We start from the raw sequence: 15196 nt of genomic DNA on the forward strand, positions 1-15196 counted from the left end.
TGCATGTGTCTCCAGCCGCTACGTTAGCACGGCGACGCGCAGTCGCACGGCAATCCGATCCGGCAAGTCCATCCGCTACAATGCCCCGATCCTGTTTGAAGCCTGCTCATGAGCCAATCGCCTTCTTCCCGTCGTCCCGTATTGCGCGCCCTGGTAGCGGGTGCCGCGCTCTCCGCGCTGTCCCTCCCCGCACTCTCGCTGGCTGCCAAGAAGGCAACCAAGTCGCCCAAGCGCCGCGTGCAGGTGCATGAAGAAGAGATCGACCCGGACCGCTACCGCAACAACCCGCAAACGCAGGCCTTCGTCAACGAGCTGGTCGGCCAGTACAACTTCGACCGCGCCTCGCTCGACGCGCTGTTTGCCGGCACGGCCTACTCTGCCACGGTGGCACGGCTTATCATGCCGCCCGCCACGCCCGCGCGCCGAAGCTGGACGGCCTATCGCGGCCGCTTCATCGAGCCCATCCGCATCAACGCCGGCGTGCAGTTCTGGCAGCAATACGGCGACACGCTGCGCCGCGCCGAAAGCGAGTTCGGCGTGCCAGCTGACGTGATCGTCGGCATCCTGGGCGTAGAAACCATCTACGGTCGCGACATGGGCAACTTCCGCGTGATGGATGCGCTGTCCACACTGGCCTTTGATTACCCCGACACGCCCAACCGTGCAGACCGCAGCACGATGTTCCGCAACCAGCTCAAGGATTACCTGATCTGGTGCCGCGACACCGGCACGGATGCGTTCTCGGTGCTGGGTTCGTATGCCGGTGCGGTGGGCATTCCGCAGTTCATGCCGACCAGCATCCGTGAATACGCCGTCGACTATGACCATGATGGCCACATCGACCTGCGCAACAGCGCGGTGGACGCCATCGGCAGCGTCGCGCACTTCCTGCAGATGCACGGCTGGGAAGCCAACCGCCCGGTGATGTGGAACATCGCCGGCGACACCGACAGCCAGGGCATTGCCGCCGCCGCCGCAGACGGTCAGCCGTATCCGCGCATGACGCTGTCCAAGCTCACGCGCGCCGGCCTGGCGCTGGCGCCCGGCGTGGATAGCGCGCGCGAGCAGGAGACCGAGGTACTGGTGGTCGACCTGCCCACACCCGGCCAGTCGACCGAGTACCGCGTTGGCCTGCGCAACTTCTACGTGCTCACACGCTACAACCGCAGCTTCTTCTATGCGGCGGCTGTGTACGAGCTTGGTCAGGCCGTGCGGCAGGCAATGCGTGGCTGATTGCCAGCGTTCGCACAAAGAAAAAGCGCAGCCTTAGCTGCGCTTTTTTATTGGCTGAGCCACCCGTACCGATTATTTCCAGCGAGGGAGGTACACCATGCGCGTGTCGCTCGACGCTGGGTCGAGAACCTTGTCGTCGATACGTATCACAGCCAGGTTCCGCCCCTGGCGCACCAGTCGCATCTCCCCAAACGGCGCGCGCCCCAGTTGCTCGACATTGTCGACCGAAAACCCTGCCAGCCGAGCCTCGGCGCGCTGCGGCGGAATATCGAACCATTGCCAGGCGTCGCTGGTGCCCTTGCGGCGCAAGCCCGCGCGTGCCCACACCTCCGTGGCTGGCATATCGACCTGAGCGTCGCCGTTGGGCAGGGTGACCTGGGTGACGGTCTTACCCGAACGCGCCTCGAACTGGACCTCCACGTCCGCCATTGGTCCTTTGCCGGGCAGCCCCACGATCGCCAGCCAGGTGCCCGCTTCTGCAGGCTTCGTGCGGGCAAGCTCTTCGTCGCGGAACAGGGAGAACGTCGGCTTACCGGGCGTGTAGGCCTGCAGCACGATGGTCTCGCCGTCGAACTTCCAACTGCCCTCGGCGTGCTTGTCTGCATTGGAGACCCAGCGCCATTCGAACCCGCCGTCGTCGTGAAGCTTCAGCATCGAGCCGACGTCGCGCCCCGCATCAAGGTAGTACTGGTCCGCCACAGCCCGCACCGCGGCGTCCGGCTCAGCGTCAGCAGCTAGTGCGGAGCTGAGCCATCCGGCCAACGCCAGCACGACGGGCGCAGCCCAAGCCTGCATACGTGTCATTCGCATCGTCATCGCGGCACGCTCCCGATCAAGCCGGGAACACGCCGGTCGACAGGTAGCGATCTCCCCGATCGCACACCACGAACACAATCGTCGCGTTCTCGACTTCTTCGGAAATCCGCAACGCCACGCACAGCGCGCCGGCTGCCGAGATGCCGCAGAAGATGCCCTCTTCGCGCGCCATGCGACGCGCCATGTGCTCGGCGTCGGATTGGCTCACGGGCTCGGTGCGGTCGATGTACTTCGGGTCGTAGATCTTTGGCATGTAGGCTTCCGGCCATTTGCGGATGCCCGGAATGCGCGAGCCTTCTTCCGGTTGCGCACCAATGATCTGGATGGCCGGATTCTGCTCTTTCAGGAAGCGCGAAACACCGGTGATGGTGCCCGTCGTGCCCATCGCCGAAACAAAATGGGTGATGCGGCCTTCCGTGTCACGCCACAGCTCAGGGCCGGTGGTCTCGTAGTGCGCGCGCGGGTTGTCCGGGTTGGCGAACTGGTCAAGGATGACGCCCTTGCCTTCCTTTTCCATCGCGTCGGCCAGATCACGCGCATATTCCATACCGCCCTTGACGGGGGTGAGGATGATCTCTGCGCCGTAGGCGGCCATGCTCTGGCGGCGCTCCACCGACAGGTCTTCCGGCATGATCAGCACCATCTTGTAGCCCCGAATGGCCGCCGCCATCGCCAGCGCAATGCCGGTGTTGCCGGAGGTGGACTCGATGAGCGTGTCGCCAGGCTTGATACGGCCGCGCGCCTCGGCGTGCTTGATCATCGACAGCGCGGGGCGATCCTTGACCGAGCCCGCCGGATTGTTGCCTTCGAGCTTGCCGAGGATGACGTTGCCGCGTCGCGCATTGCCTTCGCCAGGAATACGCTGGAGCTGAACCAAGGGCGTGTTGCCGATGGTGTCTTCAATGGTGAGATAAGCCATGATGCGTGGGAAACGGGAATCGGATGATTGTAATGCAGACCCACAACCCTGCCCCGCGCATGGCAAAACGCCCCACTCGGGGCGGGGCGTTGTCGGTAGCGCAATCGGGGCGCTTACTTCTTCTTGGTGTCCTTGCCATCCTTCTTGGCAGCGGCCGGTGCGGGGGCCGGTGCGCCGAACGTCAGCCCTTCGTTCTCAAGCTTGACGAGCGTCTTATCGCCGATGCCGGATACGCGAGACTTGAAGTCGGCAGCGTCCTTGTACGGGCCGTTCTTGGTGCGCTCTTCAATGATGGCCTTGGAGCGCTTCGGGCCGATACCGGACAGCGTTTCCAGCCCAGCGTGATCGGCCGTATTCACGTCTACCGACGCCCAGGCAGCCGACAGCATGGACAGCGACATCAACGCAGCAGCCAACAATTTCTTCAACATATGCTCCTCCTGATTCTTGGGTTCAGAGATGAAAAAACCGCCACATCGGGTGGCGGTTTCAACGCATCTTAAGGAGCATCACTGGGATGCTGCGGCGCACTGACAAAAAGTCACGTGCTGTCTGATTGCTGGTGGTCAGGCCGGCTGCTTCAGCAGCCACTGGCAGTAGCGCTCCACGCCTTCCTGCACCGTCAGGAACGGCGCCGTGTACCCCGCGGCACGCAGGCGCGACTGATCTGCCTGCGTGAAGCACTGGTACTTGCCGCGCAGCGCATCCGGAAACTTCACGTATTCGATCAGGCCTTCCTGCGCCAACTCTTCAGTGGTCAGCACCGGTTTGCCTTCTGCCCCGCGCAGCGTGTTCACCACCGTCGTGGCGATGTCGTTGAACGGTTGGGCGCGGCCGGTGCCGAGGTTGAAGATGCCCGACTTGTCCGGGTGGTCGAAGAAGAACAGGTTGACCTTCACCACGTCTTCCACCGACACGAAATCGCGCATCTGCCCGCCCTGCGGGTAGCCGTTGTATTCGCCGAACAGCTTGACGGTGCCTTCCGCCCGGAACTGGTTGAAATTGTGGAACGCCACCGAGGCCATGCGGCCTTTGTGCTGCTCGCGCGGGCCGTAGACGTTGAAGTAGCGGAAGCCGACGATCTGCGACAGCGCCGTCGGCATGACACGGCGCACCACCTGATCGAACAGCAGCTTGGAGTAGCCATACACGTTGAGCGGACGCTCGAACTCAGGCTCTTCGCGGAAGGTTTCCGACGCGCCGTACGTGGCCGCTGACGAGGCATAGAGGAACTGCACGCCCTGGTCCAGGCACGCGCGCATCACCGCCAGCGTGTAGCGGTAGTTGTTGTCCATCATGTAGCGGCCGTCGGTCTCCATGGTGTCGGAGCAGGCACCCTCGTGGAAGATCGCGCGAACCTTGCCGAAATCGCCGCGCGCAAAGCGCTCCACGAATTCGGTCTTGTCGAGGTAGTCGCTGATCTGGCAGTCGACGATGTTCTTGAACTTGTCGGCGCGCGTGAGGTTGTCGACGGCGATGATGTCGGTCTCGCCGCGTGCGTTCAGGCCCTTGACGATGTTGGCGCCGATGAAGCCGGCCGCGCCGGTGACGATGATGGTCATGATCAGTTGAAGAGTTCTGCGTAAGTCACAACGGCCGTGCCCAGCTTGCCGACGACGATGCTGCCGGCGCGGTTGGCGTATTGCACGGCTTCCTTGAGGCTGGCGCCGGCGCCCAGCATCGTGGCCAGTGTGGCGATCACGGTGTCGCCCGCGCCCGATACGTCGTACACCTCACGTGCCTGGGCGGACACGTGCAGCACTTCGTGCTCGGTGTAGAGCGTCATGCCCTCTTCCGAGCGCGTGAGCAGCAACGCTTCGAGTTGCAGTTCGCGACGCAGGTTCTGTGCTCGGATGGTGAGATCCTGCTCGGACTTCCACGTGCCGACTACCTGGCGCATCTCGGCGCGGTTGGGCGTGATCATGGTCGCGCCCTTGTAGCGCGAGTAGTCATCACCCTTCGGGTCGACGAGCACGCGGCGACCAGCCTGACGCGATGCCTCGATCATCTTGCCCACGTGCGTCAAGCCACCCTTGCCGTAGTCGGACAAGACCACCACGTCGTGCTGCGGCACGAGGCTGCTGAAGCGATCGAGCACCGACATCAGCACTTCGTGCGTGGGCGGGTTCTCGAAATCAACGCGGATCAACTGCTGCTGACGCGCCAGCACGCGCAGCTTGATCGTCGTGTTGACGGCGGGATCGCGATGCAAGTGGCCGGCGACCTGGCTCTCGCCGAGCAGCTTTTCGATACTGCGCCCAGGTTCGTCGTCGCCGATCACACCCAGCATGCCCACCTGCGCGCCAAGTGCTGCGGCGTTGCGCGCCACGTTGGCGGCACCGCCCAAGCGCTCATCCGAGCGCTTGATCTGCACAACAGGCACGGGTGCTTCGGGCGAAATCCGTTCAACGTCGCCAAACCAGTAGCGGTCGAGCATCATGTCGCCCACCACGAGGATGCGGGCAGCCTGGATCTGTTCAGAAGCGAGAGCGTTTTTGGTCATGGGCGGCGGCGGCGGCCGAGGGTCACGGCAACGTAATTACGATTGGGTGGAGCGCCCGATGGCCTGGTATTCAAAGCCCGCATCGCGCATGGCTTGCGGCTCGAACAGGTTGCGGCCGTCGAACACCATCGGCGTCTTCAACAGGGCCTTCACCGCGTTGAAGTCCGGGCTGCGGAACGCCTTCCACTCGGTCACGATGACCAGCGCATCGGCGTTCTTGAGCGCGTCCATCTGACCGGCGCAGAACGTCACGCGTTCCAGCTGTTCGGCAGAAAGATCGAGCGCCAGCGCATGGCGTGCCTCTTCCATGGCGACCGGGTCATACACCTGCACACGTGCGCCACGCGACAGCAGCGAGGCGATCAGGATGCGGCTCGGCGCTTCGCGCATGTCATCGGTATTCGGCTTGAAGGCCAGCCCCCAGATGGCGAACGTGCGACCGGTCAGGTCTGCACCCATGCGGTCTTCAATCTTGCTGACGAGCACTTCCTTCTGCTTGTCGTTGACAGCCTCGACGGCCTCCAGCACATGCAGCGTCTGGCCATACTCCTGCGCAGTGCGCACCAGCGCCTGCACGTCCTTCGGGAAGCACGAACCGCCGTAGCCGGTGCCGGCGTAGAGGAAGCTGTAGCCGATGCGCGGGTCGGAGCCGATGCCCAGGCGCACGAGCTCGATATCGGCGCCCACCTTGTCGGCCAGGTTGGCCATCTCGTTCATGAACGAGATGCGCGTGGCCAGCATCGAGTTGGCGGCGTACTTGGTGAATTCAGCCGAGCGCACGTCCATGTAGAAGGTGCGTTCGTGGTTACGGTTGAACGGCGCGTAGAGCGTGCGCATGATCGCCTTGGCACGCTGGCCGTCGTTGTCGGCATAGGTGCCGAGCACGATGCGGTCCGGGCGCATGAAGTCGTCCACGGCGGCGCCTTCCTTCAGGAACTCGGGGTTCGACACCACCGAGAAGCCGATCTCGGACTTGCCGCGCGTGGCCAGCACATCAGCCACGGCACCACGCACCTTGTCGCCAGTACCGACGGGCACGGTCGACTTGTCGACGATCACCTTAAAGCCGTTCATGTGCTGCGCGATGTTGCGCGCAGCTGCCAGCACGTACTTCAGGTCAGCCGAGCCGTCTTCATCGGGCGGCGTGCCGACGGCAATGAACTGCACGTCGCCATGCGCCACGCTGGCCGCCACGTCGGTCGAAAACTGGATGCGGCCGGCAGCGCGGTTGCGCTCGATCAACTCTTTCAGGCCCGGTTCGTAGATGGGCACGCCGCCAGCGTTGAGCAGGTCGATCTTCTTCTGATCGACGTCGAGGCAGAACACGTCGTTGCCCAGCTCCGCCAGACACGCGCCGGTGACCAGACCGACATAACCGCTACCGATGATGGTGATTTTCATACGAACACTTCAAAGATTAGAAAAGCGCCAGCGCGGTGGAAGATCAACCGCGCCGGACTGAATTACATGCTGGCCCCACCGCTGCCACCGAGCGTCTCGGTGCGGCGTGGAGAGTAGGTTTCCCAACGGTTGCAGCCCGGGCACTGCCAATAGAACAGACGCGCGCGGAAACCGCACTCCTGGCACGTATAGCGCGCCAGATTGCGTGTGCGGCTTTGCAGAAGATCGCGGATGGCGCCCAGATCCTGTGCGCGCTGGATGTCTGCATTGCTGCCAGCTTCCACCGGATCGGCCAGCGCGCTCTCGGCAACATCAGCTGTTGTGGCAGCTTCATGACCAACCGCTTCAGAAGCACGCGTCGCTTCTGCTTCCACCAGACGCGTAAGCGCCATCAGCGACGGCTGGCGACGGATCTGATCGCGCATCAACGCCACGGCATCGTCGATACCGTGCACGTCCAATTCATACTTGTAGACCGTGTCGAGCAGTTCCGGCCCCAAGCGCGCATCCATCTTGGAGCGCAGCCACGCCAGTCCTTCTGCCGCGCGGCCAAGCTGGGTGTACAGCTTCATCAAGCGTTCGGCCACCAGCGGCAGAAATGCCGGGTTCTGCTGTTCGATGCTGCGCCAACGCTTGATCGCGCCTTCGGTATCACCCTGACCCTGGGCCACGTCGCCCAACTGGATGGTGGCGCGCACGTTCTTCGGGTTCTCCTGCAGCGCGCGCTCCAGCCACTCAACGGCGGTCGGAACGTCCTTGCGTTGCAGCGATTCCTGGGCGAGTTCGCAACAGAACTGTGCGATCTGGACTGAGTAATCCTTGCCTTGTAGCGTCTGCAACTCGCGCGCGGCATCGATGGCCTTGCGCCATTCCTTTTCGACTTCGTACAGCTCCAGCAGCACGTGCTTGGCGGGCTCGGCAAACGTGCCTTCCATGAGCCGGCGCAGCGATTCTTCTGCGCGATCCAACAGGCCCGCGCGCAGAAAGTCCTGGCCGAGTTCATACATCGCGTGATCGCGCTCGTTGGCCGGCAGATCGGGTCGATTGACGAGATTCTGGTGCACGCGAATGGCGCGCTCGGTTTCTCCGCGGCGGCGGAACAGGCTGCCGAGCGCAAAGTGCAGCTCGGTGGTCTCCGGGTCGAGGCGGGCAACCTCGATAAAGGCGTCGATGGCCTTGTCCGGCTGCTCATTGAGCAGGAAGTTCAGCCCCTTGAAATAGGAGCGCGGCAGCGACGACTGTTCGGTGCGCAACTGGCGGGCATCGAGCCGCGCAGCGACCCAACCCAAGCCAAACACCAACGGGATGGCCAACAGCCACCAGAGATCGAAGTCCATACGTCAGACCTTGGGGCCGGGAACGCGATAAGGGGAGTCGGCAACGACGGGCGCAGGCGGCTCGACCACTTCTTCCGCCTTCTTCATACGGCCGATCTGGCGACGCAGGCGGCTTGCGGTAAAGCGGTGCCGCACCACACGCGGCGTCATCGCCAGCATGGCGAGCAGAATCCCGGCCACGAAGAATGCCAGCGCGATCAGAATCAGTGGCGCATGCCACGCCACGCCAAACGGCAGCACCAGCGAGACTTCCGCCGTGTTGTGCAATGCCAGTGCAAAGAGCAGCACGAACAACAGGATGCGGATGACCCAGACGAGAAATTTCATGCGGATTCGGAAACGAACGGCGGTGCAGCAATGCGGCACACGATTGCCGGGTTGTGCCGCATTGTAGCGGATTCACATGACGGCCAACCACGGTAGGGACCAAGCGGGACCGCGCGAAAAGCCATCGCCACAATAGAAAACGCCCCGGTAAAACCGGGGCGCTTCTGAAACTGCCATCTGCAACCAAGGCTTAGCGTGACATGGCCAGCGGCACCGCTGCCTCCGCCGGGAAACCGGCAGCCTGGCGGTTGCTCTCAGCCTGTCGCGCCACCTTGACAGCCATCAGCGACACAGCTGGCTCGCCCTCCGAAGAAGGTTCGCCCTGTCGCTCCAGGCTGCGGTCGACCCGCTCGCGCAACTCCTTGCCCGCCTTGAAGTGCGGCACCCGCTTCTCGGGGACCAGCACCTTCTCTCCAGACTTGGGGTTGCGACCAACGCGCGGCGGACGGCGATTCAGACCAAAGCTGCCGAATCCGCGGATCTCGATACGGTGGCCGTCCGCCAGGGCGTCGGACATCGCATCCAGGATCGTCTTGACCGCGATGTCCGCATCCCGCAGCAACAGCTGCGGAAAGCGGGCGGCCAGCTTCTCCACGAGTTCGGACTTGGTCATGGGCATCGTGCGCGCGTCCTTGTAGGTCGACCCGGTGGATGCTTACTGGTTGGTTTCGTTCAGCTTCGCCTTCAGCAGCGCGCCGAGGTTCGTCGTACCAGCAGCGCCGGTATCAGCCGAGAACTTCTGCATCGCTTCTTGTTGGTCGGCGCTGTCCTTGGCCTTGATCGAAACGTTGATGTTGCGCGACTTGCGATCGATGTTGACGATCATCGCGGTCATCGTTTCGCCTTCCTTCAGCACGTTGCGGGCATCTTCCACGCGGTCGCTCGAGATTTCCGAGGCACGCAGGTAGCCTTCCACGTCGTCAGCCAGTTGCACCACGGCGCCCTTCGGATCAACGGTCTTGATCGTGACTTGCACGATCGAACCCTTGTCGTTGGTCGACACGAAGTTGTTGAACGGGTCGCCCGACAGTTGCTTGATACCCAGCGAGATGCGTTCCTTGTCGATGTCGATGGCCAGCACAACGGCTTCCACCTCGTCGCCCTTCTTGTACTTGCGAACGGCTTCTTCGCCGGTTTCTTGCCACGACAGGTCCGACAGGTGCACCAGGCCGTCGATGCCGCCCGGCAGACCGATGAACACGCCGAAGTCGGTGATCGACTTGATCTGGCCCGACAGCTTGTCGCCCTTCTTGTGGTTGCGACCGAAATCGTCCCACGGGTTGGCCTTGCACTGCTTCATGCCCAGGCTGATACGACGCTTGTCTTCGTCGATATCCAGGACCATGACTTCCACTTCGTCGCCCAGCTGGACAACCTTGGACGGAGCAACGTTCTTGTTGGTCCAGTCCATTTCCGACACGTGCACCAGGCCTTCGATACCGGCTTCGATCTCAACGAACGCGCCGTAGTCGGTCAGGTTGGTCACCTTGCCGAACAGGCGGGTGCCTTGCGGGTAGCGGCGCGAAATGCCGACCCACGGATCTTCGCCCAGTTGCTTCACGCCCAGCGAGACGCGGTTCTTCTCTTGGTCGAACTTGAGGATCTTGGCGGTGATTTCTTGGCCAACCGACAGCACTTCGCTCGGGTGACGCACACGACGCCATGCTAGGTCGGTGATGTGCAGCAGACCGTCGATACCACCCAGATCCACGAACGCGCCGTAGTCGGTGATGTTCTTGACGATACCGTTGACGATCGCGCCTTCCTTGAGCGTTTCCATCAGCTTCTGACGCTCTTCGCCCAGCGTGGCTTCAACCACGGCACGGCGCGACAGCACAACGTTGTTGCGCTTGCGGTCCAGCTTGATGACCTTGAATTCGAGGGTCTTGCCTTCGTACGGCGTGGTGTCCTTGATCGGACGCACGTCGACGAGCGAACCCGGGAGGAATGCACGAATACCGTTGACCATAACGGTCAGGCCGCCCTTCACCTTGCCAGTCACGGTACCGGAGATGATCTCGCCGGATTCCAGTGCCTTCTCAAGGTTCAGCCACGAAGCCAGGCGCTTGGCCTTGTCGCGCGACAGGATGGTGTCGCCGTAGCCGTTTTCCAGTGCGTCGATCGCGACCGAAACGTAGTCGCCGACTTGCACTTCCAGCTCGCCCTGGTCGTTCAGGAATTCTTCGACCGGAACAAATGCTTCAGACTTCAGGCCCGCGTTCACAACGACGAAGTTGTGGTCGATACGCACAACTTCCGCAGAGATCACTTCGCCAGCCTTCATATTGGACTTGGCGATCGACTCTTCGAACAGGGCGGCAAAAGATTCGTTAATTTGGGACATAAAAAATAGGCATCCGCAGAACATGCCTCGCATGGCTTTCGCTCAGGATGGGCGAAGACAGGTATGCGGGGTTATGAGTTGAACAACCGCCGACGGCAACATGCCGCCAGCACCGATCAGACCAGTTCAGCCGATTCAGTTCGCCTTGTTGGCGCCCTGCACCTGCCGGTACCAGTCCAGTACCTGCGCGACCACTTCATCGACCGTCATATCGGACGAATCCAACTGCCGCGCATCTTGCGCCGGACGCAGCGGCGCGACGCTGCGGGTGCGATCCCGCAAATCACGCGCTTCCAAGTCCTGCGAAAGACTTTCCACTGTAGCAGAAAAACCCTTTGCAATCAATTGTTTATAGCGCCGCTCAGCGCGCGCCTGCACGCTTGCCGTGAGGAACACCTTGAGCACGGCTTCGGGGAAAACCACTGTCCCCATATCGCGGCCATCTGCCACGAGGCCAGGCGCCTCCAGGAACGCGCGCTGACGCGCATGCAGCGCCTCACGCACGGCCCCGTGCACGGCAATCGCCGAGGCTTGGTTACCGACCGACTCGTGACGTAGCGCTACGCTCACATCTTCGCCCTTAAGCCAGATGTGATCAGCCTTGAAGCGCACATCCAGGGTGCTGGCGATGCCCACGAGGCTATCCACATCATGATCGTCGACGTTCTCGCGCATGCTGGTGAGCGCCACCAAGCGGTACAGCGAACCGCTATCCAGGAGGTGAAATCCAAGCAAGTCGGCGACCTGATGGGCGACGGTGCCCTTGCCAGACGCAGTCGGGCCGTCGATGGTGATGACCGGGTACGGCATGGAAGCAGCGGTGTCGGACATGATGAAATACTGGTGGTTAATTGCGTTTCAAGCGGTGATACCGCCGAACGCCGTGAAGTATTCCGGGAACGTCTTGGCAACGCAGCGCGGGTCGTTGATGCGCACCGGCACCGGGCCGAAGGCGGCCAGCGAGAAGGCCATCGCCATGCGGTGGTCGTCGTAGGTGTCGATGCCGCCGGCGGGCGGGGTCCATTGCGACGGGGGCGTCACGCGGATGTAGTCGGTGCCCTCTTCCACTTCGGCGCCGAGCTTGCGCAGTTCGGTGGCCATGGCGGACAGGCGGTCGGTTTCCTTGACGCGCCAGCTTGCGATGTTGGTGAGCGTAGTGGTGCCGTCAGCGAAGAGGGCCGCCACGGCCAGCGTCATCGCGGCGTCCGGGATGTGGTTGCAATCCAACTCGACCGCGTGCAGCTTGCCGTCATCGCGCTCAACGCCGCGCACTTCGATCCAGTTGTCGCCGGCCATGACGTTGGCGCCCATGCGGTTGAGCGCGTCGGCAAAGCGGACGTCACCCTGGATGCTGGACATGCCCACACCCTCCACGCGCACCGGCCCGCCGCCGAGTGCGCCGGCTGCCAGGAAGTACGACGCCGACGAGGCGTCGCCTTCCACGAAGATCTCGCCCGGGGCTTTGTAGGTGATGCCGGTCGGCACAGTGAATGACGCCCAACCATCACGCTCGACCTGCACGCCGAAGCGCGCCATCAGGTTCAGCGTGATCTCGATGTAGGGCTTGGAGATCAACTCGCCAACCACTTCGATCGTGACATCGCCGGCCGACTCAACCAGCGGCAGCGTCATCAGCAGCGCAGTCAGGAACTGGCTCGACACATCGCCACGCACGCGGATCGGCGCATCAATCTTGACCGACGCGGCGTGGATCGCCAGCGGTGGATAGCCTTCGTTGCCGGTGTAGTCGATGTGCGCGCCAACTTGGCGCAGGCCGTCGACCAGATCGCCAATCGGCCGTTCGTGCATGCGCGGCACGCCATGCAGCGTGTACTCGCCGCCTTGCAGCGCCAGTGCGGCAGTCAGCGGGCGGATGGCGGTGCCGGCGTTACCCATGAACAGATCGGCAGACTTGTTCGGGAAGCGGCCGCCGGTGCCGGTCACACGGTAGGCGTTATCGCCCAGGCCTTCAACCGACACGCCCAGCTTGCCGAGCGCATCCAGCATGACGCGCGTGTCGTCGGAATCGAGCAGTTCGCGCACAACGGTTTCACCCTGCGCGAGCGCCGCCAGCAGCAGCACGCGGTTGGAGATGCTCTTCGAGCCCGGCAGTTTGATGGTGCCGCGCGCTGTCTTCAGCGGACCGACGTCGAGATGTTCCATGAATCCAGTCAGATCAAAACAAACGTTATTCGGGTTGCGTGGTCGGGGCCACGCGTTGCGGCCAAGCCAGACGCGCCTCACTGGCGCGGCGGAACACACGCTCAAGCGAAGCGCCATCGCGCTCGGCAATCATTGTCTTCAGGCGGCCGATCACGGCTTCGTAGGTATTCAATTCACGCAGCAGCGCTTCGCGGTTCGACAAGCAGATGTCGCGCCACATCTCGGGCGACGATGCAGCGATGCGCGTGAAATCGCGGAAGCCGCCGCCGGCAAAGTCGAGCTTGAGTGCGCCGTCTTCTGCATTGATGATCTGCGCGACCAGTGCGTATGACAGCAGGTGCGGCAGATGGCTGACCGCGGCAAACACAGCGTCGTGCTGGACGGCCGACATGATGTGGCAATACGCACCAGCTGCTTCCCACATGGCCTGCACGCGTTCGATATCGACACGGCGGTTTTCCTGCAGCGGACAGATGACGGTTTTCTTACCGACGTAGAGATCGGCCAGCGCCGCTTCCACGCCATTCAGTTCGCGGCCGGCAATCGGATGCGCCGGCACGAACTGGCTGACCTGATCGCCCAGCGCCGTCTTGGCGGCCATGATGACGTCGGATTTCGTGCTGCCGGCGTCCGTGATGATCGTGTCGGGGCCCAGATGCGGTTGCATCGCAAGCAGTAACGGCAGCGTCTGCGCCACGGGCGCGCACAGCACGACCATGTCGGCGCCGCGCACGGCTTCTTCCATCGGCAGCGCTTCGTCGATCACGCCCAGGCGGATCGCCGCTTCAAGCGACGCTGCCGAACGTCCGACGCCCACGATCTGCCCGACCACGCCCGCGCGGCGCAACGCCAATGCCAGCGAACCGCCGATCAAGCCGACACCAACGATCACCAACCGGGAACTGGAAAAAGAAGAGGCCACAACACCGCCCTGCCAGAAAAAAAGCAAAGCGGCATTGTAGCCCGATGTGCGCAGCGCCCGATGCCCAATCCAGGGCGCTGCAACGGTTGCGACAGAAGTTACGCGGCGGCTTTTTCCTGCGCCAGGGCCACTTCCAGCGCCTCGATAAAGGTGGCGTTCTCTTCGCGCAGCCCGATGCTGATGCGCAGCCATTGCGGCAGGCCGTAGTTGGCAACCGGACGCACGATCACGCCTTGCTTGAGCAACGCAACGTTCACGCGTGCGCCAGCGCTGTTGTCGTCACCCACGCGCACGAGCACGAAATTGCCTGAGGACGGCACGTACTGCAGGCCGAGTCGGTCGAACACTTCAGTCAACTGCGCGTAGCCCGCAGCATTCAGTTCGGCCGATTGGCGCAGGAATGCCGCATCGTTGAGTGCCGCTACGGCTGCGGCCTGCGCTAGGCTGTTCACGTTGAACGGCTGGCGGATGCGGTTGAGCAGATCGGTCAATTGCGGCTGCGCGATGCCATAGCCCACGCGCAGGCCAGCCAGCCCATACGCCTTGGAGAACGTGCGCGACACCAGCAGGTTCGGATACTGACGCACCCATGCCGTCGAGTCGTACTGCTGCTCGGGCTTAAGGAATTCATTGTATGCCTCGTCCAGCACAACGACAACCGTCGGCGGCACCTTGGCGAGGAATGCGGCGATCTCATCGGCCGACAGGAACGTGCCGGTCGGGTTGTTCGGGTTGGCGATGTAGATCAGGCGCGTGTCCGGCGTGATGGCGGCGGCCATCGCATCAAGATCGTGGCCGTAGTCGCGGGCCGGCACTTCGATGGCGCGTGCGCCGACTTCCTGTGCCGCCAGCGCATACACGGCAAACGAATGCTGCGCGTAGATCACGCCCTGCTCTGGCGCCACCAGCGCGCGGGCAGCGAGTTCGAGGATGTCGTTGCTGCCGTTGCCAAGCGTGATCCACGCTTCCGGCACACCAAACTTGTCATGCAGCGCGGCCTTGAGGCTGAAGCCGTTGGCATCCGGGTAGCGGGCCAATTCGTCAATGGCGGCGGCCATGGCGCTCTTGGCCGATTGCGGCATCCCTAGCGGGTTCTCGTTCGATGCCAGCTTGACGATGCGTGCGGCATCCAGACCGAACTCGCGTGCCACTTCGGAAATCGGCTTACCGGCTACATAGGGGGCGATGGCGCGGACATACTCTGGGCCGAACTGCAAAGACATGGGGTGCT

Annotated in this window: 15 protein-coding genes; 1 reads left to right on the forward strand and 14 read right to left on the reverse strand. The window is 62.9% G+C overall.

All coding sequences use genetic code 11. The features are described 5' to 3' along the window. The first annotated feature begins 108 nt into the window (after positions 1-108). Positions 109-1233: a lytic murein transglycosylase B gene (gene mltB, locus PI87_RS04180; RefSeq protein WP_039596360.1), complete on the forward strand. Its 1125-nt coding sequence runs from the start codon at positions 109-111 to the stop codon at positions 1231-1233. Positions 1234-1305: 72 nt separating this feature from the next. Here the strand turns inward: mltB and PI87_RS04185 are convergent, their stop codons facing one another. The 14 genes from PI87_RS04185 to hisC all read right to left on the reverse strand — a co-directional run bounded on the left by PI87_RS04185 (position 1306) and on the right by hisC (position 15188). Then, a complete protein-coding gene (locus PI87_RS04185) occupies positions 1306-2037 on the reverse strand; it encodes a hypothetical protein (RefSeq protein ID WP_157003069.1) in 732 nt (243 codons plus the stop codon). 28 nt (positions 2038-2065) lie between these two features. Then, entirely contained in the window at positions 2066-2968 is a 903-nt protein-coding gene (gene cysM / locus PI87_RS04190; protein ID WP_039596362.1) for a cysteine synthase CysM, read from the reverse strand. A gap of 113 nt (positions 2969-3081) precedes the next feature. Then, entirely contained in the window at positions 3082-3399 is a 318-nt protein-coding gene (locus PI87_RS04195) for a ComEA family DNA-binding protein (RefSeq protein ID WP_039596363.1), read from the reverse strand. 135 nt (positions 3400-3534) lie between these two features. Next, positions 3535-4530 (reverse strand): ADP-glyceromanno-heptose 6-epimerase, encoded by a 996-nt coding sequence (rfaD, locus tag PI87_RS04200; RefSeq protein WP_039596364.1) that lies wholly within the window; start codon positions 4528-4530, stop codon positions 3535-3537. 2 nt (positions 4531-4532) lie between these two features. Further along, positions 4533-5471 carry a D-glycero-beta-D-manno-heptose-7-phosphate kinase gene (gene rfaE1, locus PI87_RS04205; RefSeq protein WP_052321385.1) on the reverse strand — a complete coding sequence of 313 codons (939 nt, stop codon included), beginning with the start codon at positions 5469-5471 and terminating at the stop codon, positions 4533-4535. A 36-nt stretch (positions 5472-5507) separates the two neighbouring features. Beyond that, entirely contained in the window at positions 5508-6872 is a 1365-nt protein-coding gene (locus tag PI87_RS04210; RefSeq protein WP_039596365.1) for a UDP-glucose dehydrogenase family protein, read from the reverse strand. A 62-nt stretch (positions 6873-6934) separates the two neighbouring features. Next, positions 6935-8209 (reverse strand): lipopolysaccharide assembly protein LapB, encoded by a 1275-nt coding sequence (gene lapB / locus PI87_RS04215; RefSeq protein ID WP_039596366.1) that lies wholly within the window; start codon positions 8207-8209, stop codon positions 6935-6937. A gap of 3 nt (positions 8210-8212) precedes the next feature. Further along, a complete protein-coding gene (locus PI87_RS04220; protein WP_039596367.1) occupies positions 8213-8536 on the reverse strand; it encodes a LapA family protein in 324 nt (107 codons plus the stop codon). Between the two features lie 190 nt (positions 8537-8726). Then, a complete protein-coding gene (locus tag PI87_RS04225; RefSeq protein WP_039596368.1) occupies positions 8727-9155 on the reverse strand; it encodes an integration host factor subunit beta in 429 nt (142 codons plus the stop codon). Between the two features lie 36 nt (positions 9156-9191). Then, positions 9192-10880 carry a 30S ribosomal protein S1 gene (rpsA, locus tag PI87_RS04230; protein WP_039596369.1) on the reverse strand — a complete coding sequence of 563 codons (1689 nt, stop codon included), beginning with the start codon at positions 10878-10880 and terminating at the stop codon, positions 9192-9194. Positions 10881-11015: 135 nt separating this feature from the next. After that, positions 11016-11711 (reverse strand): (d)CMP kinase, encoded by a 696-nt coding sequence (cmk, locus tag PI87_RS04235; protein ID WP_039596370.1) that lies wholly within the window; start codon positions 11709-11711, stop codon positions 11016-11018. Positions 11712-11738: 27 nt separating this feature from the next. Continuing rightward, on the reverse strand, positions 11739-13043 hold the full coding sequence (gene aroA / locus PI87_RS04240; protein ID WP_039596371.1) for a 3-phosphoshikimate 1-carboxyvinyltransferase: 1305 nt from the start codon (positions 13041-13043) through the stop codon (positions 11739-11741). A gap of 25 nt (positions 13044-13068) precedes the next feature. Next, positions 13069-13965, reverse strand: coding sequence for a prephenate dehydrogenase (locus tag PI87_RS04245; protein WP_039596485.1), 897 nt, complete (start codon positions 13963-13965; stop codon positions 13069-13071). Positions 13966-14063: 98 nt separating this feature from the next. After that, on the reverse strand, positions 14064-15188 hold the full coding sequence (gene hisC, locus PI87_RS04250) for a histidinol-phosphate transaminase (RefSeq protein ID WP_039596372.1): 1125 nt from the start codon (positions 15186-15188) through the stop codon (positions 14064-14066). Between the last annotated feature and the right edge of the window lie 8 nt (positions 15189-15196).

This window comes from Ralstonia sp. A12 (genome assembly GCF_000801955.1).
Taxonomy (GTDB): Bacteria; Pseudomonadota; Gammaproteobacteria; order Burkholderiales; family Burkholderiaceae; genus Ralstonia.